This window comes from Neisseriaceae bacterium (assembly GCA_016864895.1).
In the GTDB taxonomy this organism is placed as follows: domain Bacteria; phylum Pseudomonadota; class Gammaproteobacteria; order Burkholderiales; family Neisseriaceae; genus QFNR01.
In genome coordinates this window covers 1,445,919-1,472,145 of sequence record CP046107.1, presented here as the reverse complement: position 1 = coordinate 1,472,145, position 26,227 = coordinate 1,445,919, and the positions used below count along the sequence as shown (strand labels likewise).

The following is a 26,227-nucleotide window of genomic DNA, read 5'->3' as shown; positions in this document are numbered from 1 at the left end:
ACTTAATCACTTTATCCAGTATTCATCACAACCATAAATTGACAAATCATGATGACTAACAATCAATATTATTTTGTCTTGTGCGTAAGTAACTAAACGTCGGTAAAGTAATTCGATATTATTCTTATCTAAACCTGCAAACGGTTCATCCAGTAAAAGTAAAGACCGATTAGACAATAGTAAACGAGCTAAAGCAATCCTCCTTGCTTGCCCTCCTGAAACTTCTGCTCCGTACTCACCTAAAACCGTCTCTAAACCTTCTCTTGATTGAGCCCAGTCATCCAAACAAACAAATTTTAACACCTGCCACAATTCATCATCACTAGCATCTTGTTTTCCAATTCTCAAATTATCTGCCAGACTAAAATCAAATATGTCAATGTGCTGTTGTAAGTACCCTAAAGTATTTTTTAAGCACCAAGTATCTATCACTTGTTCATTGAGCAAAATATCTCCCTCTACCTGAGTAATTTCTCGTGCAATCAAATCTAAAAGTGTTGTTTTCCCCACTCCTGAAGAGCCACGAATTCCCAGCACATCACCTTTAGCTAATTTAAAAGAAATACATCTAGGACCATTTAAGGCGTTGGGTATTGTACCAGACACATTAATTAACTCTAAACTTTCAATCTGCTCAGGCTCAATCATACTAAATTCTAATTTTTCATTATTATTTTCAATAAGTTCATTGATTCTATCTCTAGAAAAAATACTTAATCCTAATGACATAAAACTACCTGCTAAAGGAGACAAACATTCAACCAAAGCCATAATCCCTAAAATAATACCCAACAGCCAAGGGACTGTTAACATGTGATTGTTGACCAAAACAGTTCCTTTCCAAATACCCGCCATAAGAGCAACTGCTAACGCCATATCCTGCAACATCTTAATGAAGCTAGTAAAATTTTGCTGATGTAATTTTTTTTGCAACCTATCATTATGTAATTGATTTAATTTCCCCTGCTCAAATGACCAAGTTTTCCAAATCAGTAATGGTGTTAACAAAGATAAAGACTGAATGAACTGTTCCTTACAGTATTCGGATAAAGCTACTTCTTCTTTTGCCAGATAAATCCCTTTGAAAAAACTTGAAATAGGAATAACCAACCAAGAAACACACACAGCAGGTAGGATATACACCAATAAAATTGGTGCTATCTGATATATCGCATAGGAAAATACCAATACTATCAGTGTGCTAGAAACCCAAGGGAGAAAAAATCGCAAAGGAAATAAATTTAATCGATCAATGTCTATCACCAATCGATGTGCCATAACAATCGAATTAACACTACTATTATGTAATTTAGATCGATACTTAGAAAGATATTCAAAAGTATTCACTCTTAAATCTTTCAACAAATGTAAAATGGCATTATGTGAAACTAAATCACCTATATATCGAGTCACTGTTCTAGTTAAAGAAAAAACTCGAATTAATCCTGACATGGTAATATAGTTAATTTCAATACCTAATAATCCTGCTATCGCAGCTGCTGTTATAAACCAGCCTGAAGTAGACAATAACCCAATCGAAGAAAATAACATAGAGGTACTTAAAACTATCACTAATAACCAATAAAATTTTCGACTTCCCAATAAATTACTTAATCTTATTTTTGGTATTTTTCTCGTGGTCATCACTCTATCCAAATAGTTCTATCTAACCAATTTAAAAACTCTTCCTGATGACTAATTAACAATACAGTTTTATCTTGAGTAACTTCTTCTAAGAGATTTAATATCATTTTAGAAGTGTCTGGATCTAAATGTTCAGTGGGCTCATCAATTAACCATAACCAGGCATCTTTTAATAAAAGCTGAGCAATACTCAAACGCCCTAACTGCCCCCCTGATAAACCCAATCCCCTCTCACCCAGTAAGGTATCTAACTGTTTAGGTAATTGCAAAACAAAATCCTTCAACCCAACTTTTTCTAAAACTGCCAATAGTTCCTCATCACTTGCATTAGGAGAAGCTAATCTTAAATTAGAAGATATAGTCCCGCTAACAATCCTAGGAGATTGAGATAAATAACTAATCTGTTCATGCCAATCATCTCTACTAATCTCACTAAGTTCCTGTTCATTAATTTTCAATTTTCCTTGATAAGGGATAAAAGCTAAAATAGCTTCAAATAATGAAGTTTTACCAACGCCGCTATCTCCTTTAATCAAAATTCTCTCTTTATTCCTGACATTGAAAGAAATAGTTTTCAGTCTTAATTTCCCAAGATCGTCTTCAATATATAAATCATTAGCAGTCAACATAGGTCCTTCAGATAAGAAAATCTTATTTTTTCCCGGATGAATCCATGCATCATATTTTAAAATTGGAATCAATTCAGCCATCGCACCTTCTGCGTTTGCTTTAGCGTGATAATCACGTCCTAAAATTCGTAATGGAGCATAAAATTCAGGTGCCAAAAGTAAGATAAATAGTGCAGGCTGATAAGGAACCATAATGATATTAGTATAACCTGGGATATTTGCCATTAATCCTAACCCTAAATAAAGCGCAATGCCGGCAATAGAAATGGATGAAAAAAATTCAAGTGTTCCAATAGATAAAAAAGCTAATTTTAAAACACTCATTGTTCCTTTACGGTATTCATCAGAAGTATCATGAATAATTTTTGCAGCATCTCGCACTGCATTAAAATGAGTAATGGTTTTCATGCCTCGAATTAAATCTAAAAAATAACCACTTAATCGATTTAAAGCATCAAATTGAGCTCGACTTCTATCTGCTGCTGAAGCCCCTACTAATATCATAAAAATAATAATTAAAGGTACGGTAATAATAAAAATAATAGTAGCGACCCTACTATAAAAAATAACTACACTAAGAATAATGATAGGTGTAATAACCACTAATAAAACTTGTACATAATATCGACTAATGAAATCATCTAATGCATCAATCTGATCCATTAGTTTAGAACTTAATACCCCTTCAGAACCAAAAACTCTCGATTCAGGACCCAAGTGACTAATAATGGTAATTAACTGATTTTGTATTTTTTGTCTGGCTAAAAAACTTGCTTTTTGGGAAAATCTCTCACGTATATATTGTAGTAACGGCCTAAGAATAAGGCAAAAAGAAATAATTGATAAGTGATACAAAAAAAATTTTTGGTCAAAATCAATTTTTTCTAAATAGACCATGACCAAACTAGAAAACAAATTGGCAAGAAACCAACTTTGTACAATAAACAGTATCAAAGACAAAATCGCAAAAAATAAAGCTACATTTAAAAGACCCTTCACATCTACCAGTATCTGATTAAGATACTGGCGAATAACTTTCTTTTGTGATGCTATACTTTTTACTTGAAATCTTCCCTTCTGTGGTTCCATTACATCTCGTATTTTTCAGTAGCCCAAACAACAATCGCTGTTACAACCACCACTCCCACAACCCAACATATATATAACATACAATATTCCTTATACTATTAACAAACTAATACAACTTATTAGAATTTTTACGAATATACTCAGATGTCACTCTACCACGCATCACATAATAACCCCAAATATTGTATGCCAACACTACAGGTGTCATCACCAATGCAACCAAAGTCATAATACCCAGAGTCCCATAACTAGAAGTGGTATCCCAAATAGTTAAACTATGATTCATTGTTGTTGAAGATGGGATCACAAATGGGAACATAGACACACCAGCTGTAAAAACAACACCCAATATAGCTATAGAGGTACTTACAAAGGTAAAAATACACTTATGTTTTGTACTACCTAAAGCAGCACCCAAAAAACCCAATATACCTAATAAAGGAAATACATACAGCCATGGCATTTGAGCATAATTCCTAAACCAAAATGCACTACCAGATTCCACAATTTTATTGACAGCAGGTGTACTTAATCCATTATCAGCAATAGTAGAAGTTACTTGATAACCATCAATAAAAAAGTATAACAACACACCAGCTACCACAAACAAAAAGCATGCTAATAGTGCTGAAATACATGTTGCCTTTTCACTTCTAGCTCTTATCTGATCAGATGTTTTCAACTGTAAAAAAGCACCACCATGAGCTACTAACATAAAGACTGAGAGTAATCCTGCAATGAGCCCATACCAGTTTAATAAACTAATCAAACCAATAAAACCACTGAAGATACCACCGAGTTCATTTCCGTTAAATCCTCCATGATAAAAAGGCATATTAATGTTGTTAGCCAATTGTGAGTTGGCAGATGTTGCGTTGGGGATAAAATCAAACGGTACCCCCTGTAGTAGATTACCAAATGCGACTCCTATAACCAATGCTGGAACTAAAGAACCTATTACTAAGCCCCAATCCCACAAATTTCTCCATACAGGTGAATCGATCTTAGAACGATATTCAAATCCCATCGGCCTAAAGAACAGAGCCATCAATACCAGCATTAAAGCTAAATAAAATCCACTAAATGCAGTGGCGTAAGCAATTGGCCAAGCAGCAAACATAGCACCACCAGAGGTAACCAACCAAACTTGGTTACCATCCCAATGAGGCGCCACTGAATTGATCATAATACGCCGTTCTTCATCAGTTTTACCAATCACTTTTAGCAGGATACCAACACCAATATCAAAACCATCTGTAATCGCCCACAAAAGCATTAATACACCGATAAGTAACCACCAAATAAACCTCAACTGATCATAGCTAAAAATTCCAGTTAAAAAATCCATTATTTTACACCTCCCTAGAACGAGAATTCTCTAAAGAATAACGACCTGTCTTTAAAGATGAAGGCCCTAATCTGGCATATTTGAACATTAAATACAATTCGGCGATTAAAAATCCAGTGTACAGAGCAATAATTGTAACTAAAGTAAACCATACTTCCGTAACAGTAATACCAGAAACAGCCAAGAAAGTAGGTAAAACACCATCAATTGCCCACGGTTGACGTCCATGTTCAGCTAAGAACCAGCCACATTCAATTGCAACTAAAGGCAAAAGAATAGACCACAATGATAATTTTGAAAGTAATGTACTGCGGCCAACATTTCCTTTTACAACACTTAAAACTGCCCAGGAAAATAATAAAATAAACCACAAGCCTAACCCAACCATTATTCTAAATGTCCAGAATAAAAAAGGCATTCCACTAGGTATCGTTAGTTCAGCAGCCTGTTGTATTTCTTCCTCAGTTGCACTGGCTATACTTCGATCTTTAGGAATCACTGCTTTAACAAGCTGTCCATAACCCCAATCCTGTTTGTATTTGTCAAAATTGATACGGGCTGTTTGCAATGCATTGGCTCGATCTTCAGGATGGGAGAATACCTGCTTACCACTAATAACTTGTAACGCTTCATCCGCAATAATCCCATTTTTTACTCTAACAACATTTTGTTCAACAATTTGCTTAGCACCTAATACTCTTTCCCCTTTAGTTTGTTCCATCTTCGGTTTATAGTAATTGATTAAACTTGTTCCACAAGGAATAGATACCCAACTGTCCTTTTCAGTAAAGTCAGTTGAAGACTTGTAACTAGGCCAAGCAAAAAGTTTAAAATCAACACATCCATCCACGCCATCATAATGAGCTTCCATAGCTGCCATCTTTGCTGGTTGATATTCATTAACATGGCTACCTGACTCATGCCCAAAAAATACAACTGCAAAAGAAGCAAAAAAACCAAAAATAGCTGCAACTGTGAATGACTTCCTAGCAAATTGAATATCTCGACCTCTGAGTAAGTACCAAGAAGAAATACCTAATACAAACATAGCACCAAATACATAACCACCACAAACCGTATGTAAGAATTTGGCCTGAGCCACTGGGTTTAATACTACATCAAAAAAATTAAGTACTTCATGACGTACTGTTTCTGGGTTGAGTGCAGAGCCAACTGGATATTGCATCCAACCATTAGCAACTAAAATCCACATTGCTGATAGATTAGTACCAAGTGCAGTCAACCAAGTAACAGCCAAGTGTTTTTTTCTACTCATTCTATCCCAGCCAAAAAGCATTAATCCAAAGAGCGTAGATTCCAAGAAAAAGGCAACTAACCCCTCGATAGCCAAAGGAGCCCCAAAAATATCACCCACAAAATGTGAATAATAAGACCAGTTAGTACCGAATTGAAACTCCATGGTCAAACCTGTCGCCACACCTATAGCAAAGTTAATACTAAACAATTTACCCCAAAAACGAGCCATATCTTTATAAATTTCTTTCTCAGTTTTGACATAAATTGTTTCCATAATGGCTACTATCACTATAAGCCCCAGAGTCAATGGAACAAAGAAAAAGTGATATAACGCCGTCAATGCGAACTGCCACCGAGACGGGTCAAGAACAGCATTTTCCACCATCAGAATCCTCCTTAATTATTTGCCAGCGATCAATAAAATATTTTCTTCGCACTTATAAATTTATTAATCAAATTAAAACGAATAGCAAAAACAACCACCTACCCACATGCGGCTATTTTTCACATACCACAACGTATCCGTATTATACATTATTTTTACTAAAATATAACTGCACTCCAAATTAAATAGTCTTTGAAAATATAATTTAAAATCCACAAACCCAACTCTTAAAGATAATATCTATTTATTTAAGTTTATTTTCCACTTACTTAAACAATTTCAAAATACTTAATTTGCTAATTATGCTACATGATAAAAAAGAATTTTAGAATGATGAATGCAATCCAAATTTTTAAGGCCAAGCAACGAAACAGACCCCCCCCATTATTTTTTCTATCGATAATTATTGTTGTATTTTTATCAACATTCAATTAATACCCTCTCTCATCTAAAGAATCGGGTTCTAACAACCAAACTGTAAAAATAATCATGCTCGCCGTAAACCACCACTATTCATGGTGGGGGGATATAAGGCGTAACCACGAAATGGTTATTTCGTCTTTTAGTGTCTATGCTATCTTATCGACTATTCATAGTTCATTAGTATAATCAAGACATGCAAATCAAAAAAGCTTTTAATAGAGGCAGGACATGCCCAGTTAGTCTGTGAAGTGAATGATGTAGTAAGGTTATCAGCAACAGGAACCCACCGAAGTGAGTTAGCAACACTGCTAGACACCGTAGGAATCCCTGCCCTTTAGACCGGGGGGAGGATGTCAAAGAAAAATACTTAAAGAAAAGTTTTAATCTTCAAAAGTAAGACAAGTAAAAATTAATATTTATTACTAAACTTAACTCATGTACTCACATGAGAATTGGCTTCATAATACGTATCATTCTAATTTCAAACAATCATCCACCAACAATTTCCATTCTCATAATTTTTCACATATCAATAATGAACGAAATCTAAGATAACTATCAATATCAGCCGGCATATAAGAAATAAACTTAATCAGGGTAATTAAACAGCATAAACAATTTACAAAGACAGAAGAACCACTTGAACTTGAAATAAATTGTCATTACTTACAATTCATTAAGCATGACTGAAACTTAAATTATTAAAATGGATATTTTTTATAAACAAATTATAAAGTTAAAATGGATAAACCGAACGATCAATATTAGACTTAACTAGAGGAAATGGCGGAAGCGGTGAGATTCGAACTCACGAAGGGCTATCAACCCTCGACGGTTTTCAAGACCGTTGCATTCAACCACTCTGCCACGCTTCCGTATTTCAATTGCGAGATTATAACCACTATACACAAACATTTCAAGTGGTAAAATTTATTATGTCACATGAAATATAATCACCCTCTTCATACTATATGAGAATCTACATTATCAATACCGGAAATAATATTATTAAAAAAATAATATTGTTATAAATCAATATATTAAAATTTTTTATCTATAAACGCTTGCAGAATAATCAATTATTTGGTCTAATATACCTCCTTCAGAGGGTGATTAGCTCAGTTGGTAGAGCGTCTGCCTTACAAGCAGAATGTCAGCGGTTCGAATCCGTTATCACCCACCAAAACGCGGTGGTAGCTCAGTTGGTTAGAGTACCGGCCTGTCACGCCGGGGGTCGCGGGTTCGAGCCCCGTCCGCCGCGCCAAATTAGAAAATTTTCAGGTTCATATGTGATTCGTATATCGTATATACAGTCAATTTCGTACATGTAGTAGAAAAACTTCTCTTAGTATTTTTTTTTGGAATTCTCCCTGGTGATTTCCTGTAAAAAACTTAAACGAGAGGCATCTAATTGACCTTGTTCTACCGCCTCTTTAAGTGCGCATCCTGGCTCTTCCTGATGTGTACAGTTATGGAACTTACATGCACCCATGTAAATTTCAAAATCTGGGAAATATCCAATCAAATCAGCTGTGGGTATATAACTTAAACCAAATTTTTGCAATCCAGGTGAATCAATAATAAAACTATTATCATTAATCGTATACATCACTGTGTGAGTAGTCGTGTGTCGTCCTGTATTCAAATTATCTGAAATGGAATTAACCTTAGCTTTATTTTGACCTAGTAATCTATTGATGATAGTAGATTTACCCACTCCAGATTGACCTACCAGTAAACTGGTTTTTCCCTGTAAATAGGGCACTAATTTAGTAATTTTATTCAGAGCAGATAATTCAATTACTTCGTATCCCATTTTTTGGTAATAATCAAGATGATCTCTGACCTTTTCACTACCTACTATATCTACCTTATTTAAAACAATAACAAAATCAATATCCGATGCCCTTGCTGCCAACATAGTTCTTTGCATTAAATTCCGATTTACTGTTGGTTCTACAGCCATAATAAATAAAACTTGATCAACATTAGCCGCTAATATCTTAGATTTGTATAAATCTGCTCGGTATAAAACATTCTCACGTGGTAAACAAGATTCGATAACAGATTGTTTCTCATTTAAAATTGTCACCATTACCCAATCACCACACGCATAATCTACTTTTTTAGCCCGCGTCTTGGTCTGATAAACTCTACCAGACTCATCTTCAATCAAATAAGCCTTACCAAAATCAGCAATAACTCTGGCTCTACCTATCATTTTCTTTCTTAGTTGATTCTAATGCTACAATTCTATCTTCTGCATTAGGGTGACTATCATAGAAAAATGAATAGAACTTATCTGTCACCAAACTAGATGCGTTACTACTATATAATTTTACTAAAGCAGAAATTAAATCATCTGCAGATGTGACTTCAGTCGCAAACCTATCAGCTTCGTATTCATTTTTCCTAGAAGCAACACTCGATAATGGAGATAATATAAAAGTAAACACAGGCAATACTAAAAAGAATAATAGTAAGCCCATGCCATTACTAATATGTTCAAATTCTACCCCCAGTCCTAAATAAAATTTAGGGCTATTAATCAATAAACCTAAGACATACAATACTACCAAGGCCAGTAAAAAAAGACCAGCCATCTGCTTAAGTACGTGCTTTAATTTAAAATGCCCCAATTCATGGGCTAGAATAGCTTCTACCTCTTCTGGATTCATGTCTTTTAATAACGTATCAAAAAAAACAATTCTTTTATTTTTACCAAATCCAGAGAAATATGCATTGGCATGTCCTGAACGCTTAGAACCATCCATAACAAATATTCCATCACTCTGAAAGCCGGTTCTACGTAATAACCCCTCTATTCTTGATTTTAAAACCTCATCTTCCAATGGTTTGAATGTATTAAAAATCGGTGCTATCCATTTAGGATATATCCACAACAAAAACAAGGAGAGTCCTATCCATACCAGCCAAGTATAAAACCACCACATCGAACCTATCCAACGTAAAAGATATAGAACTACAAAAGTTATAGGGATTAAAAAGATCGCTCCTAAAATTAATCCTTTTACTTGATCCCTCAAAAATAACTTGGGTGCCATATTATTAAATCCAAACTGTGTCTCAATTCCAAAAATACTGTAAACAGTCAATGGCAACGTAAGTAGATAGTTAAAGAAGGAAAATAATAAAATAAGTAATATATCCCTTAAAATTCCAGGTTGTTGAACCACAGTAGACGCAAGATAAGCTACTAAATTCAAGCCACCAAAAATAGTAAAAACAAGCATAAGTACCATTTCTACAAAAATGGTATATTTCTGTAAATTGAGTTTAACTAGAGAATAATCTATTGATTTCTGATGAGCCTCTATTTTTATTTTTTGTCGAAAATAGTTAGGCACTTCATTTCGATTTTTTTTCAACACACCCGATTGGCGCCCTACCAAATAAAATTGTAAAACGGCAACCACTACGACCAAACAAACAAAAGAGATCATTATCTGATCTATGGTTATATGATCTATGGTTATAGATATCATATTGCAACTTTCATAAATATTTATTTAGAATCTTTTCGTAAACAATCGGGGCAAACACCATAAATATACAAAGCATGGTCTAAGATCTTATACCCATGTTTAGAAGCAATTTTCTCTTGTAACTCTTCCATTTCAGTATCAAAAAACTCACTGACCTTACCACAGCGTATACAAATTATGTGGTCATGATGATCACCTGTATTTAATTCATACACCGCTTTACCTGTATCAAAATGATGACGAGTCAAGATACCTGCCTCTTCAAATTGAGTTAAAACACGGTAAACAGTCGCAACACCTATATCCATATTTTTTTCTAAAACAATGCGATAGATATCATCTGCACTCATATGCATGTCTGGATGAGTTTCAAATAAATTCAAAATTTTAAGCCTAGGCCCTGTCACTTTCAAACCACTACTTTTTAATTGGGTGGTATAACTCATAACGATCATCCTTGCGCTATAATCAAACAATTAAATACTACTATTATCGTTAATTATAGCTTCTTAATATCAATAAATAAACCAAATTTAAGTATCTTAATCATAAAAATGCTATTATAATACGGACGTATTTTGCAGAACTATTTTTTAATTAGTATTAAGTTTTAGTATTTAAGTTTAAGGATAAGGGATATCAACGTGAACTCAACAATGAAATTTACTACTTTATCGCTATTGGTATGTAGCCTGTGTGCTTGCTCTACTGTTTTTAAAAAAGAGGATAGTATTCCTGGCTATAAAATTACAGTCATCCAAGGTAATGAATTGACTCAAAACCAATTTAGTCAACTTCATATCGGCATGACTAAGGAAGATGTGAAGCAGTTATTAGGGAATCCTCAACTAAAAAATCCTTTTCGAGATGACTCATGGCATTATATTTATACTGTGTTAAAAGCTGATAAGTTTTTTAAGAAAAGCGATTTAGTTCTTCAATTTTCTGGGGATGTTCTAACTAACATATCTGGTAATCCAGAAGAATTTAACTATCTTGATATCTGACCTAAAGGTAAATTTTAGTAAGCTTAATCACAAAATGGATACAAAAATTATTATCTCTGGAAGCAATGGAAGAATGGGGCGTGCCCTTATCCAATCGGTCTGTGCCAATCCAAATACCCGATTGGTAGGTGCTACCAGTCATTCTTCAAGTCCCATTATAGGGCAAGATGCAGGGAATGTGATTGGTATTTCTACTGATATTATGGTATCTAATTCTCTAAATACTGTCCTAAAAAATACTGATGCAGATGTGCTGATCGATTTTACACGACCGGAAGCTACCCTATCTTATCTTCCTCTATGTATCGAAAATAAAATAGCAATGGTGATCGGTACCACCGGATTTTCTACTACTGAGAAAGAGGAAATTAATAAAAGTAGTCAATCTATTCCTATTGTGTTTTCTCCTAACTTTAGTATAGGTGTTAACCTCGTCTTTGCTTTAGTTGGATTGGCTACTCGTACACTTCAATCCAGTTATGATATTGAAATTATTGAAGCTCATCACCGCCATAAAGTAGATGCACCTTCGGGTACTGCCTTAAGAATTGGTGAGGTTATTGCTGAAAATAAAAACGTTAAATTAGAGGATGTCGCTGTATATAGTAGAAAGGGATATACAGGAGAAAGAGATCCTAATGCTATCGGTTTCTCAACTATCAGGGGAGGAGATATTATAGGGGATCATACTACTTTATTTGCTACCGAGGGTGAACGTGTCGAAATCACTCATAAAGCCTCCAGTCGCCTTACTTTTGCCAATGGAGCAGTACACGCTGCTTGCTGGCTAAAAGATAAACCCAAAGGCCTATATAGCATGCAAGATGTATTGAATATTAGCCATTTAGCTCAATAATCAGTCAATACAATTGTATCATATTGACTTTACTTTTTGATAAATATGATATCCCAAATACCATGACCTAATCGTAGCCCTCTTAGCTCAAATTTAGTCACAGGACGATAGTTTGGTCTAGGAGCAAAAGTTTCAAATTTATTGATTAAACTTTTTTCTCGAGACAAAACATCTAGTATTTGGTATGCATAATCTTCCCAATCAGTTGCTAAATGAATATAGCCTCCAGATTTTAGTTTAGGTAGTAATTTCTGAATAAAAGGAGATTGAATTAAACGTCTTTTATGATGTCTTTTTTTATGCCAAGGATCTGGAAAATAAATATGGATACCTGAGAACACTTCGTCTTCCAGCATGAGCTCTACGACCTCTACCACATCATGTCTAATAATTCTGATATTTGTCAATTTTTCTTTCTCAATCAAATGTAATAAGTTACCCACTCCTGGACTGTAAATTTCTACACACAGGTAATCAATATCAGGTGTATTCTTTGCCATTTCAAATGTCGTCTGCCCCATACCAAACCCTATTTCTAATATTTTGGGCTGATGTCTAGAAAAAATACTGTCTAAATCAATTTTCTTATTTTGATATGCTATCCCCCAGATTGGCATTAAACACTCCAATGCTGACTCTTGCAGACAAGTTATATGACCTTGCCTTACAACATAGCTTCGAATACCTCTGATTTGACTTAGTTTCTGATTACTTTTATCATCCATGCAAAATTTCTTTTTTATTAATATCAAAAAAAGCACGTATTTTAACATGAAACAAAATAGTTCATACAATTTGATAGCAGGTGTCGATGAAGCAGGACGAGGCCCTTTAGCCGGTGGTGTGTATGCTGCAGCTGTAATTTTACCAAAACAATATTACTTACCTAATCTGAGAGATTCAAAAAAACTTACAAGCTTACAACGAGAGAAATTAAATCAAGCAATACAAAATCAAGCCATCAGTTTTGCCATTGCTAATGCTAGCGTTGACGAAATAGAATCTTTAAATATTTTACAAGCAACCCTTTTAGCAATGAGCCGAGCAATTTCTCAGCTCCAACCCTGTGCCCATCAAGTGCAAATCGATGGGAATCATATCCCTAAAAATTTAACCATACCTGCCCAATGCATTATTAAAGGTGATAACAAAATTGCCCAAATAAGTGCCGCATCCATTCTTGCCAAAGTTGCCCGAGATCACGAAATGATGATCTTAGATAAACAATACCCAGAGTACGGTTTTGCCAAACACAAAGGATATGGAACAAAAGATCACCTAAACGCCCTGAAAAAGTATGGTTATATTGAATCACATAGAAAAAATTTTGCACCCATCAAATATATGTTAAAAGGCTAGCTTTGAAAAACTTTTGATTTTTCAATAGCTTCTCTTTGTAGCTCAAATAACATATGAATCCCAGGTTTAGCATAACTCATTAGCTCTAGTAATTGATCACTATCAAATCCCGCTCGCTCGGCTGTACCTTGAATTTCAATAATCTTTCCCGAATGATTCATCACAATATTAATATCACTATCACAATGAGAGTCTTCTGTGTAATCTAGGTCTAGTAAAGATACCCCTTCAACCACACCAACCGAAATAGCTGCTATTGGTTCTAATAGTGGATTTTTTGATAAAATATTCCTTTTTAACAATTTTAAAATTGCCAAGTGCAAAGCAACATAAGCTCCGGTAATGCTTGCTGTACGTGTTCCTCCATCTGCCTGAATAACATCACAATCAATCGTTATTTGTCTTTCTCCTAGCAATTCTAGTTCAATAGCTTGTCGTAATGATCGACTTATTAATCGTTGAATTTCTTGGGTGCGACCACTTTGTTTGCCAACTGAAGCTTCGCGCCTCATACGAGTTTCAGTAGATCTAGGCAACATTCCATATTCAGCTGTTACCCAGCCTGTATTTTTCCATTTTAAAAATGGAGGGACTTTCTCTTCATAAGTTGCATTACAAATTACCTTAGTTTGTCCCATTTCGATCAATACCGAACCTTCTGGATATATCAAGTAGTCTGGTGTAATTTTAGCAGAACGGATAGCATTAACTAATCTATCTTTCCTATATAACATATTTTGCCCTTTGTGTTTAACTGAGTAGATTATATCGAAAATTATATTACTTCGCTGATTAACTTTCCTTTCAAAGGTAAATAAGGTATATTAAATACTCCATAAGTTAACTACTAATTTTTCTATGTATAGTATGACTGGCTATGCCAACACCAACGCAAATTATAATAATATAGATGTGAATATTGAACTTAAATCAGTCAATCACCGTTACCTTAATATTTCTCTGAAATTACCAGAAGAAGTAAGATTGTTAGAACAAAAAATCAATGCATTACTGTCAAAACATATTTCACGTGGTAAAGTAGAATGTCGTATTAACATACATCTTAATATGGATAATACCAATATTAGCTTAAATGATAAGTTAACTGATCAACTAATAAAATTAAATAAAAAACTAGTTCGCAAAGCTAGTATTGAGTCATTGACGGTCGCTGATATATTGAAATTTCCTGGTGTACTTTCTAGACAAGAACTTAATTTAAACAATATTGAACAAAAACTTTTAGAACAAGTTGAAGCTACTTGTATTGAATTTAATCAATCCAGAAAACGTGAAGGTAAAAATTTAAAAGAGTACTTACTCATTAGAATCACTAAAATTGAAGAAATTGTTCAGAACATTCTATTGACCTACCCTAAAAGAATTCAGGAATATAGTGCTCGCTTAACCGAAAAATTAAATGAAGTTCTAGGAACTTCAATACAATCCGAACGCCTTAATCAGGAAATTGCACTGTACATACAAAAAATTGATATTGATGAAGAGCTATCTAGACTTCAATCTCACATCAATGAAACTAAACGTTTACTTTTAGAAAATGATAACACCACTCTAGGTAAGAGACTTGACTTTATGATGCAAGAATTTAATCGTGAAAGTAATACACTTGCCAGCAAATCAAATCAAGCAGAATTGACACAATCTGCAATTGAGCTAAAGGTATTAATTGAACAAATGCGGGAACAGATTCAAAATATTGAATAAAATAATCGTTTATTCTACTCTAAATAACTTTTAGAGTGAGTTCTCAAAGTCAACGACTATACACTAATTGAGATATGTCCCAATATACGGCTTACCCATCTCATTCAATATAATTTCCATTTATGGTAACTTCGGAGTTGAGACTCGTGCTTGTTCTTAGTCGCGATAAGAGATGGTTAAATTTTAAACATACCAGAATCATGCCTTGACTCTCTCTTAAGCGTGCCTAAAAGAGAAGGTATCAATTTGTCCGATATAATGAATAAAAAAAGAGATTAATTGCGTTCAATATTAAGTGTTTGGTGGCTCAAGATAGTTATAGTTAATGAATCATTTATAACACTACATCCTTTGGCTTCTGGATTAGGGCTCTTTGCCTCAACACTCAGTGATTAACCAATGCTTTCCAATACCCTCCACTATACGGATAAGTTTTTGCAACCAAACCCTATTTTGCTCGTTGTGGTATTGACCACATAAGACTAATTCCTATCTGCGTGCTACAAACTTATAAGCCACATCCCACCCTCTGATTTAATAAACCCAAATTATTCTTCTAACACATCAACTCCTTTAGGTGGCCTAAAACGGTATACTTCCTTGCCAGAAGGGGTATTGGTCATATTTTTAAAATCAATAATAGATTGATTCCCAAAACTATCTTTAAGATCCATTTGTACTAATTTATTATCTTTAAAACCAATTCTAATATATTGGTAACCGGTATCTTCTTTTTTAGGTTTTGCTAATACATATTCAACACCATCTTTAGTCAAGTCATTTTTTAAAGTATAAGTCTTATCTAATGTACTCCTATCGGCTAAAATAGCGGCAGGAGACTCACCTAAAGCCATATTTTGCCTCTTCTTAACCACTTGTTTCAAATCAATATCATATATCCATATGTACTGGCCATCACCCACAATAATTTGTTGATATGGTTTTGTGTACTCCCACCTAAAATATTGAGGTCTGGTAACAGAAAAATACCCAGAAGTTTTCTTCGAGCTCTTGTGATTTTTAACCACTTGAGTGAAATCCCCTTTTAACTCATCAACATTATCATTAAAATTTTTTAGTTGCGACAAGCCATCTGCTGAAATGACGGTAACAGAGGTCATTAAACTAATTGTAATACAATAAGATAATAAATTTTTCAACACTATCTCCTAGCCCCTATAAATTTTTCTAGAAAGGCTTGGACAAACAAATAATAGGATAATTCCATTCACGACCAAAACTTTTTCTACTTATCTTAGGCCCTAATACACCCTGTTGACGCTTAAATTCACTATTTCTAATTAATCTCATAGTCTTATAAACTGTTTCTTCATCATAACCCTGATGGATAATTTCTTGTGCACTTTTATTTTGTAAAACTAACTGAAGAATTCCATCTAGTATTTCATATTCAGGTAATGAATCTTGGTCTGACTGATTATTTTTCAATTCAGCACTTGGCGTTCTATCAATAATTCCCTGTGGAATAATTTCATCCTGAAAAAATTGATTAATCCAACGAGCCATTTGATATACTTCTGTTTTATACAAATCCTTAATAGGTGCGAAACCACCATTACTATCGCCATATAAAGTACAATATCCTACCGCTTCTTCTGATTTATTACAGGTACACAATAAAATAGCACCTGTTTTATTAGATAATGCCATTAATAGCGTACCTCTAATTCTTGCCTGTAAATTTTCTTCTGTTATATCTTCTGGTATTCCTTTAAATCTATCTGCTAAAACAGCTAAATTCTGATTAAAAATACTAGTAATCGATCTTATCGAATAAGATACTTGTAATTTTTTAACCATTTGTAATGCTAAGTCATTGCTCATATCTGACGTATATTGGCTAGGCATCAAAAATACTTCACAATTATTCGCCCCTACTGCCTGACAAGAAAGTGCCAAGACTAAGGCCGAATCAATTCCTCCAGACAACCCTAAACATATCTTTCTAAAATGGTTTTTCCGAAAATACTCTCGCATACTAAAAATAATAGCATGATATAATAGCTCTATACGTTCCTTATATAAATCCGCTTGATCTCCTATTAAACCTCTATTAGCATCCCATGTTAATAAATAATCCTTGTCTATAAAGTAATCTGCTTGGAACTGACACTCACCTCTTCTATCCAAAGCAAAAGATCCCCCTTCATATATGTATTGATCAGTAGCACCTAAAGAATTCATTACAAGCACTGGTTTTTTAGTAATATCAAGAATTTTTTTTGCTATATCTACTCTTTCGCTTTGGATCGAATCATAAAAAGCTTCAGTAGATTGAAATATAATAATATCTGTATTATCCAAACAAGAAAAATGGTTATTTTTCTGATTAGAATATAACAATGAAAAATTCAACCCATTTAAATTAAATTGATATGATACACCATCATCTTGACCATACTCTAAAGATACTCCTTCCATTGTCATGTGATGCTGATAAATAAATTGTCCATTATAAATAACAGCCTGACAAACACAAACATTACCTTGATAACGTTTTGGATAACTTAGTAAAACGGCTACTTCTCTAATTGTAAAAAGTTTTTCTATCGCCTTATCTATTTCTTCAAATAAAAAATCATGTTCTAACAGATCCAATAAAGGCATACCTGTTAGCGCAAAATAAGGGGTCATTAATAAAAAAACACCTTTACTTTTTGCCGCCTGGCAAGACTCTAAGATTAACTCTAAATTTCTCTCTATATCAGCACAAACAACTGATTTTTGCATCAAAACTATTTTCATTTTACATCACGTCCTAAAAGTTAAAAAGGAACATCAGAATCTATCTCACCTATATCTATATTCTTTTCTTCAAGTAATTGTTTTGTCGGTGCACTAGGTGATACACTAGGTGATATTGGTGTATTGAGCAAAGGTTCAGATGGTGGTGGTGTTATGTTCCCTAATGGAGGAGGTGAATCAAAAGAGGTCGTAGAATTACTGCCCTTAGATCCCAACATAACCATTTGATCACAAATAATATCGTGGCATATTCTTTCTATATTATCTCTACCCATATATTTTCTTGAAGATATTTTACCTTCCAAATATACCTGTTGGCCTTTTTTTAAGTAAGTTGCAGCAATCTCCGCTAATTTTCCAAACATCGTAATATTATGCCATTCAGTTCTTTCCTGTTTCTGACCTGATTTATCCTTCCAATTCTCATTGGTTGCTAACGAAAAATTTACTATCACGTCACCTGAAAGCATAAATCTTTTTTCTGGGTCCTTACCTAAGCGACCTATTAATAATACTTTATTTAAAGACATTTATTCCCCCAAAAATAATTGATTTTAATTTTAATTTTAATCACACAGGCCCATTATATACCCAATTTTGTTGCATTGCTCCTAGTACTGCATTAGGATAGCTGGCCTTCCCTAAACTCCCATTATATCGACCAAGTGCCCGAAATAAATTTCCATTTTCTCTATCCAAATAATACCGTAGTATTGTGCAACCATAACGTAAATTAGTTCTGATATCAAATAAATTATGCTCAGGCTTCCCGATAGCACTAACCCAAAAAGGCATAACTTGCATTAGTCCTCTAGCACCTACTGGGGAAATAGCATAACGCCTAAATCTACTTTCTATTTGTATTAACCCCAAGATTAATTGGGAATCTAAACCTGCTCTACTTGCCTCATATTGCAAATTAATAAGAATTTTATGCCTTTGATATTCATAATCAACATATTGACTCAATCGTTTATTCATATCATTTAACCATAACTGCCCCGCCATATCACTTGAGAAAATTAATCGTGCAGGATTAACGTTATTTAAAGAACGACCCATATTCGAAGCAACACTATCAGCTAAGTACTCTTCCTTTTGTGCTCCTGATAACACAACTTTGGGAAATAAAAATATTGTCCCCCCAAAGACTATACTTTTAAAAAAATTCCTCCTTGATGAATCAATATATTGCTTCTTCATTATTTACCAATCGCCATGCAACCTCTTTACCCGCTAAAAATGGTATGAGCTTTTCTCCATTAACTTCGTAGAATTCTGGTACTTGGTATGGCTCCTTTATCAAAGTTACCTTTTCACTGTTAATAGGTAACCCATAAAAAATAGGGCCATTAATAGAGACAAAGTTTTCTAACTGATCTAATGCATCAACTTTCTCAAAAATTTCAGTATATAATTCTAGTGCAATAGGTGCATTAAAAATACCTGCACAACCACAAGATGATTCCTTTTGATCTTGCCTATGGGGTGCACTATCTGTACCTGCAAAAAATTTATGACCATGCTTCCCTGTTACACCTCGTAACAAAGCTTTTCGATGTGATTCCCGTTTAAGAATTGGTAAACAATAGTAATGAGGTTTAACGCCCCCAACCAACATATCATTTCTACTAAATAGTAAATGGTGTGGTGTGACAGTCGCTGCCAAATAATTATCACTTGCCTCAATAAAAGAGACGGCTTCCGCAGTAGTGATATGCTCAAAAACAATCTTCAATTCAGGTAATTTTTTTCTAATAGGAATTAATACTCTATCAATAAAAACCTTTTCTCTATCAAAAATATCAATCTCTTTATCTGTCACTTCACCATGAACTAACAGTAAAATACCTAATTTTTGCATTTCTTCTAACACAGCTAATAATTTGAAAATATCTGTTACGCCAGACTCAGAATTCGTTGTTGCTCCTTGAGGATATAATTTAAAAGCAACAATACCTGCACGATGTGCTTGTCGCACTATGTCAACATTGGTTCTGTCAGTCAAATATAAAGTCATTAATGCCTCAAATGAATCTTTTTTAGGTACAGATGACATAATTCTTTCTTTGTAAGCTAAAGCTTGCTGGGCATCAACAACAGGAGGAATTAAATTCGGCATTATCACCGCTCTAGCCATTTTTTGGCTGGAAAATGGTATGACTGCCCTCATCATATCACCATCTCTAATATGTAAATGCCAATCATCAGGTCTCACAATAGAAATTCTGTTAATATGCATTAATCTTTTTACCTGTGTTTAATAATAATCTGATAATACCCTAATTCCTTCATACTACATTCTAATAGTTGATGTCCTGTTTGAAAGCAAAATTGTTTAAAATCAGTTGGAGCACTTTCATCAGTTGTTAACACAGATAAAACATCTCCTGATTCCAATCCTGCCAATGCCTTTTTGGCTTTCAAAATTGGTATTGGACACCTTAAACCTTTGACATCTAGAGTTTCCATACTACTATTTCCATCCTTTAATTCTACAGATTAAATCATAAGCCCCAATTACTTCCTGACTTTTTTCCTTGGCTTTATTCACTATTGCCAAAGGAACATCTTTAGAAACAAATTTATCAGGATGATACTCATTAATAAGCATACGATAAGCCTTTTTAACTGTCACATAATCATCATATTCTTTAACACCTAAAACATCAAATTTATTTCGTATGTCATTATCCATGTTAGCTTGATAGTGATAATAATACGATTTATCTTGTTGATACTGATGATTATATGACTTTTCTTTATCATCTTGACACTCAGAACCTCTACCCATACTTTGATGATTAAAACGTTGTTTAAATTGATAACAATCCTCTGCACTCTTAATTTTTTTATTGAATGAATAAGCACTCATTCCAATTTGCTTAGCAATTATGGTCAAAACTTCTAATTCTTTATCCAATAATTGGCCGTCTTTCACAACTGCTGTCAGTTGATAATCAAAAAGATAAGATTTTGCTCGTGGATTATCTTTAAAAAAACTACAAAATTCTACTATCACTTGACTTAAATCATATGTGTTTAATTTCCCTTTATTAAAACTATTAATCAGCAATATTTTCATGGTGTTATCTGATCCCACCTTGAATTCAGTCATCAAGTTTTCTGCATATTGGATATCTTCCTTAGTCACTATCCCCTTTGCTTTAGTGACACATCCTAAGACATAAAAAACAACCATAATGTGGTATTCTAAAAGTGTCAATTCTCCAGGAAAGAATCGAGAACGAATATAGCTCACACTTAAGTTACGCTTTGCTTCCACATTAATAAAGTAAGCAACCAAAACCATCCACAAAGAAAAGCTATATCCTCCCGTCACAACACATAACGCAAGATAAACCAAAACAGTTTTTAAAAATATAAACATATCACCATATCAATGAGTAAAATGACGATGATTGATCAAATGTATGTTCTAACAATTGCCATTAATAATACTATTTTACACCAAAATTATCTCTTAATTTAAGAACATTACTTAAATCGTCACTAACAAAAAATACACCACAAAATTTCTCATAGCTACTAATGTTAATTAATTTTAATTTATACCCGAAATTATTTATCGCCCCTAACTTTACAGATTAAATTATAAGCACTAATAATTTCCTGACTTTTTTGATTTGCCTGTTCTTTTACTGCCTCAGGTACATCCTGTGATACATATTTATCTGGATGATATTGCTTAATCAATTTACGATATGCTCTTTTAACTTTATCGAAATCATCCGTTTCTTTCACACCCAGAATGTCATATGCATCTTGTAATTGAGACTGGCTAGATTGTCTATGATGATCCCTATATCCCTGACCTTGTCCGTATGATCCATAACCACCACTAGAAGCTCGATGACCACTATAATCTGAGGATCTATAACCAGAGGAACTATTCCATCCATGGGATGTATAACCGCTCTGTCCAGAATTTGCTTGTTGATAAAAAGAATAAAAAGATTTGGTTCGATAACTTGCTTTTGCACTTCTAATCTTCTGTTCAAAAGTAGAATTCGCCATACCCATGTGAGCTGCTATTGTTTGTAAAATAGACAACTCCTCAATTTGTAATTTTTCATCTTGCATTGCAGCATTCAGTTGGTATTCGAAAAAATAAGCCAGGCTTTGCCCCCTATTCCTAAAAATCTGGCAAAATTCTGCGATCACTCCGTTAATATTATACGTCCCATCTCGACCTTGATTGAAAACTTTCATTAAAATTTGACGTATTGAAGCGTCTACTTGACATTGCATCATCAAATCCTCAGCATATTTAATATCATTCTGAGTAACTCTTCCTTTAGCCTTAGACATAGCACCTAAAACATAAAAGGTGACCATTAAATAATATTGAACACCACTCAAGTCTCCGAAAAAGAATTCTGATCTTATTCTCACTGGCCGATTAGCTTTTTGAATACGGAAAAAATTTACCAGAATAAAAAATATTGTCAAAATGAAGGTAAATTTAACATTGTAACTGAAGAAAAAAATAATGAAGAATATAGGCATTGATTGCACTATCAGTTGCCATAAGATAGACGCTGACTGTCTCATATATACCCTAACACTCTGAACCCCATAATAAATTTTGTCTTTGTATGCATTCCATTTTTGGTAAATAGATTGATTCTTCTGTTCAAAATCTTCATACATTTTCTTACTCATATGTAAAGTCCTGTTTCATTTTTTTCTTTTTTTGTAGTAAATCTTTCTCTAGGGCTGTGAAATTCCCGTACCATTCCATTTTCCCCAAGTCCCTGGATTTGATCATAATTTTATACTATAAATTATTTGTTACCCACATTAACCTTTTTTCATTAATACATTTTTATATTTGTTTTATACTGTAGACTATACCCATTTTAGTTAAATTAAACTTCTTAAATTTATTTACCTGTCAAATCACAAATTATGTCTGAAAAGCTCTCTATCCATAAATCTAACCAACTTGATTCCTTAATTTCTTTACTCGGAAAATTTTATCTTCTAGATAAGAATCCTTTCCAAACAGAACCTATCGTTGTCTACACACAAGGAATGGAGCAGTATATTAAAAAAAAATTAAGTAAAGATTTAGGTGTTGTTGTTCATCTTTCTTTTGAAAAACCGGGTGCATTCTTTTGGGATATTGCTCAAAGATGCCTACCAGAACTAAAACAAAAGCCCAATTTTTTTCAACCTGAAATTATACTTTGGAAAATTTTATCACTATTTGAATCTCCTACTTTTGAAAATGATTATCCCAATATCTACCATCATACTCATGATTATATTAGTAAACATCATATTGCTTCTTTTGACTTGGCAAAAGAGTTAGCTCAATTGTTTAACCATTATATGATCTATAGACCTAAATGGATTGAATCTTGGTCTAATAATCAATTGATGGAAGGTATTACAGGTAAAGAGCAATCATGGCAGAAAGACTTATGGTTATATTTAGCACAGGAATTAGATAATTATCATCTCGTCACTGTGTGGTCTCACTTAAAAAATATTTTAAAAGCACCGGAGTTACAAAAAGGTATTCAACTTCCTAAAAGGGTTAACCTATTTAGTATTACCTCATTAGCAACATTATACCTTGAACTAATCGATCTATTGTCTAACCACATTCCGGTGCATCTTTTTATTTTAAGTCCTTGCCAAGAAAACTGGACTGACTCCCAGTTAATACACCCCTTATTGGATTCTTTAGGCCATCAAGGTAGAGATTTTTTCCGAATTTTACTTAACTATCCAGCAGTTTTAGAACAGGAATTATATAGTTTAAGATCAAATGAGCAACCTGCCAGTCTACTACAAAAAATTCAGAATGATATTCTATGTTTAAACCATCCTAGTGACCTTTCTGATTTATTCAATAGTTATGAAAAACTCAGTCATGATGATTCCTTAACCATTCAGGCTGCACATAGCCCAGTTAGAGAATTACAAATTCTAAAAAACTACCTAATTCATTATTTAAAAACCCATCCCGAAATAAAACTAGAAGATATTGCTATTCTAAGTCCTAATATCGAACAGTATCTGCCCTATATCAATGGAATCTTCGGATCCTATACACAAGATGAAATACCTCTTACCTATTCTGTCTCTGATGTAAAAGTTAAAAGTGATCAGCCTTACTACACAGCAATTGAAGCAATACTAAAATTCATAGATAGTCGTTTTGAAGTCAATTGTGTTCTAGAGTTATTAAAAAATATACACATTAGGGATCATTTCTCTATTTCTAATTATGAACTTAAGATAATTCACTTTATTCTAGATAAATTAAACATAAGCTGGGGTTTGAACCAAGAACATCGCCAAACTTATAAAGCAAATAACCACCAGTTCACTTGGGATAAAGGAATTAAGAATCTACAAATTATTATCAATGAAAATTATCCCAAGTCTTCATTATTTAATTTTGAAAATCTCTGTTTAGAATTTAATCCCAATCAGGAAGAAATTGCCAATACAAAGTCCAAATTTAAATCAGTAATTAAAGAAAAATTACTTCCTTTCATCAATGTCCTAGAAAATATTTATCAGAAAACACATCATAAGATGCTATCTATGAGTCAATGGATTGAAGAAATAAAAAATATCAGTCTATCACTGATTAAGATCACTCTAGAAAATAAAACCGCTCAAGAAACTTTTTTTAATCAACTAGTCCAACTAAATAAATCTATTGAACTAGCCAAATTTAACAATGATATTAATTACAATACCTTTAGATATATCCTTCAATCATCTATCAATACTATCTCAAATGCAGGATTTTTGAACAAAGGAATTACCTTTGCCAGTTTAATGCCAATGCGTACTATTCCTTTTAAATTTGTGGCATTAATTGGTATGAATGATCAATCTTTTCCTAGAAGGAATATTCATTCATCTTTTGATTTAATTCAGAAAAATAGAGAACCAGGGGATTTATCCCGTCGTGAAGATGATAGATATTTATTCTTAGAGACTCTGATCAGTACCCAACAAGCACTTTATATATCATATATAGGTCGTAGCATAGACAGAAATGAAATATTAAATCCCTCTCCATTGATAAATGAGATCATCAACCTAGTAGAAGATATGACACATATTGACAATAAAATACTTCAAGAAAAGTGGATTACTCAACATCCCTTACAAAACTTTTCCAAGAAATACTTTGAAGCACCAACTACTTTGATTAATTATCAAACAAGCTATTTAAATGCTTATCAAGCAAAAAATAGAGTTATAAAAGATTTTTTAGCTGGTTATCTTATCAAAGAAAAAACAAATCCTTTCTTAGCTTTAACTGAATTCTTAGCATTCTGGAAAAACCCTACTCGTTACTGGTTAAAAAATGAATTATCTATCTATCCACCTTATACTAAACCAGAATCTTCTTTTAATGAACCTTTTTCTTTGTTAAAAACACCTTATGAAAATCGCTATAAAATTAAAAGTACTCAACTAAATGACAAAGGACAATTCATTATTCGATCTTTATTCAATGCAATAGTAAACCAACAAAACATACCTAAACTAAAACAAGAGTTTTATGAGTTTGATTATTTTCCATCTGGGCAATTAGCCAATACCTGGTTTTCTAGTATCGAATCTCAATTAAACGACTTGTTACGTAGTATTCTTCCAAATAAAAATCAACCCATTCACGAGCTACTAAAATTACCACACACACGATTTAATATTGAATTAAATATCGATGGTATTCACCTATCCGGCTCACTAGAGAGCCTTTTTGGTCAAAATTTAGTTGTATTCAATTATGGAAAAATATTCAATAATCAACTTCTAATACAAGCTTATCTTAAACACCTCATTTATGCAGCCAAGGGGAATCTCACTGATAGTTACTTACTAGGATTATATGAATTCATTCATTTTAAACCTATGGACAAAGATAGAGCTACAACGTATTTAAAATCGTGGATTAAATATATGCAAATGGGTATTAAAACACCATTACCTTTTTTCTACAAAACATCTTTTACAATTGGAGAAAAATTAAGTACTAAAAATAAACCTATGTTGGAAAATTACCTGACCACAATACAAAATGAATTCGAACAATCGAATGAATTAAGTTATTTCGAAAATCAATTACTCTTCAAAAATCAAGATTTAATTACAAATCATGAATTATTTTTACCTCTAATTAAAGAACTACTAATCCCTATGTTTGAACAGTTTAAAAAATTTGAGATTTAAT

General features: G+C 33.3%; 23 protein-coding genes and 3 tRNA genes. 7 read left to right on the top strand and 19 right to left on the bottom strand.

Going from position 1 to position 26,227, the window contains the following annotated elements:
- Positions 1-6 precede the first annotated feature (6 nt).
- The 6 genes from GKC53_06365 to GKC53_06340 all read right to left on the bottom strand — a co-directional run bounded on the left by GKC53_06365 (position 7) and on the right by GKC53_06340 (position 7,650).
- Complete coding sequence (locus GKC53_06365; protein QRN41709.1) at positions 7-1,644, bottom strand: ATP-binding cassette domain-containing protein; 1,638 nt, start codon at positions 1,642-1,644, stop codon at positions 7-9.
- The gene (cydD, locus tag GKC53_06360) at positions 1,644-3,362 is read right to left on the bottom strand and encodes a thiol reductant ABC exporter subunit CydD (protein ID QRN41708.1); all 1,719 of its coding nucleotides are present in this window, start codon (positions 3,360-3,362) and stop codon (positions 1,644-1,646) included. The genes GKC53_06365 and cydD overlap by 1 nt, the downstream gene beginning before the upstream one ends.
- A gap of 106 nt (positions 3,363-3,468) precedes the next feature.
- On the bottom strand, positions 3,469-4,692 hold the full coding sequence (cydB, locus tag GKC53_06355) for a cytochrome d ubiquinol oxidase subunit II (GenBank protein QRN41864.1): 1,224 nt from the start codon (positions 4,690-4,692) through the stop codon (positions 3,469-3,471).
- A 22-nt stretch (positions 4,693-4,714) separates the two neighbouring features.
- Positions 4,715-6,352, bottom strand: a complete 1,638-nt coding sequence (locus GKC53_06350) for a cytochrome bd-I ubiquinol oxidase subunit CydA (protein QRN41707.1) — start codon at positions 6,350-6,352, stop codon at positions 4,715-4,717.
- 586 nt (positions 6,353-6,938) lie between these two features.
- The gene (locus GKC53_06345; protein QRN41706.1) at positions 6,939-7,091 is read right to left on the bottom strand and encodes a hypothetical protein; all 153 of its coding nucleotides are present in this window, start codon (positions 7,089-7,091) and stop codon (positions 6,939-6,941) included.
- Positions 7,092-7,559: 468 nt separating this feature from the next.
- Positions 7,560-7,650: transfer RNA gene (locus tag GKC53_06340), tRNA-Ser, on the bottom strand.
- A 232-nt stretch (positions 7,651-7,882) separates the two neighbouring features.
- Between GKC53_06340 and GKC53_06335 the strand changes: the two genes are divergently transcribed.
- A tRNA-Val gene (locus GKC53_06335) sits at positions 7,883-7,958 on the top strand.
- A 4-nt stretch (positions 7,959-7,962) separates the two neighbouring features.
- Positions 7,963-8,039: transfer RNA gene (locus GKC53_06330), tRNA-Asp, on the top strand.
- 81 nt (positions 8,040-8,120) lie between these two features.
- Here GKC53_06330 and rsgA read toward each other — a convergent pair.
- The 3 genes from rsgA to fur all read right to left on the bottom strand — a co-directional run bounded on the left by rsgA (position 8,121) and on the right by fur (position 10,736).
- Positions 8,121-8,993, bottom strand: coding sequence for a ribosome small subunit-dependent GTPase A (gene rsgA / locus GKC53_06325; GenBank protein QRN41863.1), 873 nt, complete (start codon positions 8,991-8,993; stop codon positions 8,121-8,123).
- Entirely contained in the window at positions 8,986-10,239 is a 1,254-nt protein-coding gene (locus GKC53_06320) for a M48 family metalloprotease (GenBank protein QRN41705.1), read from the bottom strand. Before GKC53_06320 ends, rsgA begins: the two co-directional genes overlap by 8 nt.
- A gap of 62 nt (positions 10,240-10,301) precedes the next feature.
- On the bottom strand, positions 10,302-10,736 hold the full coding sequence (gene fur, locus GKC53_06315; protein ID QRN41862.1) for a ferric iron uptake transcriptional regulator: 435 nt from the start codon (positions 10,734-10,736) through the stop codon (positions 10,302-10,304).
- A 201-nt stretch (positions 10,737-10,937) separates the two neighbouring features.
- Between fur and bamE the strand changes: the two genes are divergently transcribed.
- Positions 10,938-11,288 (top strand): outer membrane protein assembly factor BamE, encoded by a 351-nt coding sequence (gene bamE, locus GKC53_06310; GenBank protein ID QRN41861.1) that lies wholly within the window; start codon positions 10,938-10,940, stop codon positions 11,286-11,288.
- Positions 11,289-11,322: 34 nt separating this feature from the next.
- A complete protein-coding gene (gene dapB / locus GKC53_06305) occupies positions 11,323-12,144 on the top strand; it encodes a 4-hydroxy-tetrahydrodipicolinate reductase (GenBank protein ID QRN41704.1) in 822 nt (273 codons plus the stop codon).
- A 29-nt stretch (positions 12,145-12,173) separates the two neighbouring features.
- Here dapB and trmB read toward each other — a convergent pair whose 3' ends face one another.
- On the bottom strand, positions 12,174-12,869 hold the full coding sequence (gene trmB / locus GKC53_06300; protein QRN41703.1) for a tRNA (guanosine(46)-N7)-methyltransferase TrmB: 696 nt from the start codon (positions 12,867-12,869) through the stop codon (positions 12,174-12,176).
- Between trmB and rnhB the strand changes: the two genes are divergently transcribed.
- The gene (gene rnhB / locus GKC53_06295) at positions 12,868-13,503 is read left to right on the top strand and encodes a ribonuclease HII (protein ID QRN41702.1); all 636 of its coding nucleotides are present in this window, start codon (positions 12,868-12,870) and stop codon (positions 13,501-13,503) included. The genes trmB and rnhB overlap by 2 nt on opposite strands.
- Here rnhB and GKC53_06290 read toward each other — a convergent pair.
- A complete protein-coding gene (locus GKC53_06290; protein QRN41701.1) occupies positions 13,500-14,237 on the bottom strand; it encodes a ribonuclease PH in 738 nt (245 codons plus the stop codon). The two genes, rnhB and GKC53_06290, sit on opposite strands and share 4 nt — an antisense overlap.
- A 124-nt stretch (positions 14,238-14,361) precedes the next feature.
- Between GKC53_06290 and GKC53_06285 the strand changes: the two genes are divergently transcribed.
- Positions 14,362-15,228 (top strand): YicC family protein, encoded by an 867-nt coding sequence (locus GKC53_06285; GenBank protein QRN41700.1) that lies wholly within the window; start codon positions 14,362-14,364, stop codon positions 15,226-15,228.
- Positions 15,229-15,776: 548 nt separating this feature from the next.
- On the opposite strand, the gene lolA is transcribed toward GKC53_06285, so the two are convergent.
- The 8 genes from lolA to djlA (GKC53_06245) form a co-directional block, all read right to left on the bottom strand.
- Entirely contained in the window at positions 15,777-16,349 is a 573-nt protein-coding gene (gene lolA, locus GKC53_06280; GenBank protein QRN41860.1) for an outer membrane lipoprotein chaperone LolA, read from the bottom strand.
- Between the two features lie 67 nt (positions 16,350-16,416).
- The gene (locus GKC53_06275; GenBank protein ID QRN41699.1) at positions 16,417-17,994 is read right to left on the bottom strand and encodes an NAD+ synthase; all 1,578 of its coding nucleotides are present in this window, start codon (positions 17,992-17,994) and stop codon (positions 16,417-16,419) included.
- Between the two features lie 20 nt (positions 17,995-18,014).
- Positions 18,015-18,524, bottom strand: a complete 510-nt coding sequence (ssb, locus tag GKC53_06270) for a single-stranded DNA-binding protein (GenBank protein ID QRN41698.1) — start codon at positions 18,522-18,524, stop codon at positions 18,015-18,017.
- Between the two features lie 40 nt (positions 18,525-18,564).
- The gene (locus GKC53_06265) at positions 18,565-19,197 is read right to left on the bottom strand and encodes a transglycosylase SLT domain-containing protein (protein ID QRN41697.1); all 633 of its coding nucleotides are present in this window, start codon (positions 19,195-19,197) and stop codon (positions 18,565-18,567) included.
- Positions 19,178-20,230, bottom strand: coding sequence for a dihydroorotase (gene pyrC / locus GKC53_06260; GenBank protein ID QRN41859.1), 1,053 nt, complete (start codon positions 20,228-20,230; stop codon positions 19,178-19,180). The genes GKC53_06265 and pyrC overlap by 20 nt, the downstream gene beginning before the upstream one ends.
- Positions 20,231-20,244: 14 nt before the next feature.
- Positions 20,245-20,466, bottom strand: coding sequence for a hypothetical protein (locus GKC53_06255; protein QRN41696.1), 222 nt, complete (start codon positions 20,464-20,466; stop codon positions 20,245-20,247).
- A 4-nt stretch (positions 20,467-20,470) separates the two neighbouring features.
- Positions 20,471-21,385, bottom strand: a complete 915-nt coding sequence (djlA, locus tag GKC53_06250) for a co-chaperone DjlA (GenBank protein ID QRN41695.1) — start codon at positions 21,383-21,385, stop codon at positions 20,471-20,473.
- Positions 21,386-21,576: 191 nt separating this feature from the next.
- The gene (gene djlA / locus GKC53_06245; GenBank protein ID QRN41694.1) at positions 21,577-22,680 is read right to left on the bottom strand and encodes a co-chaperone DjlA; all 1,104 of its coding nucleotides are present in this window, start codon (positions 22,678-22,680) and stop codon (positions 21,577-21,579) included.
- 246 nt (positions 22,681-22,926) lie between these two features.
- Between djlA (GKC53_06245) and GKC53_06240 the strand changes: the two genes are divergently transcribed.
- Positions 22,927-26,226, top strand: coding sequence for a hypothetical protein (locus GKC53_06240; GenBank protein QRN41693.1), 3,300 nt, complete (start codon positions 22,927-22,929; stop codon positions 26,224-26,226).
- Position 26,227 lies beyond the last annotated feature (1 nt).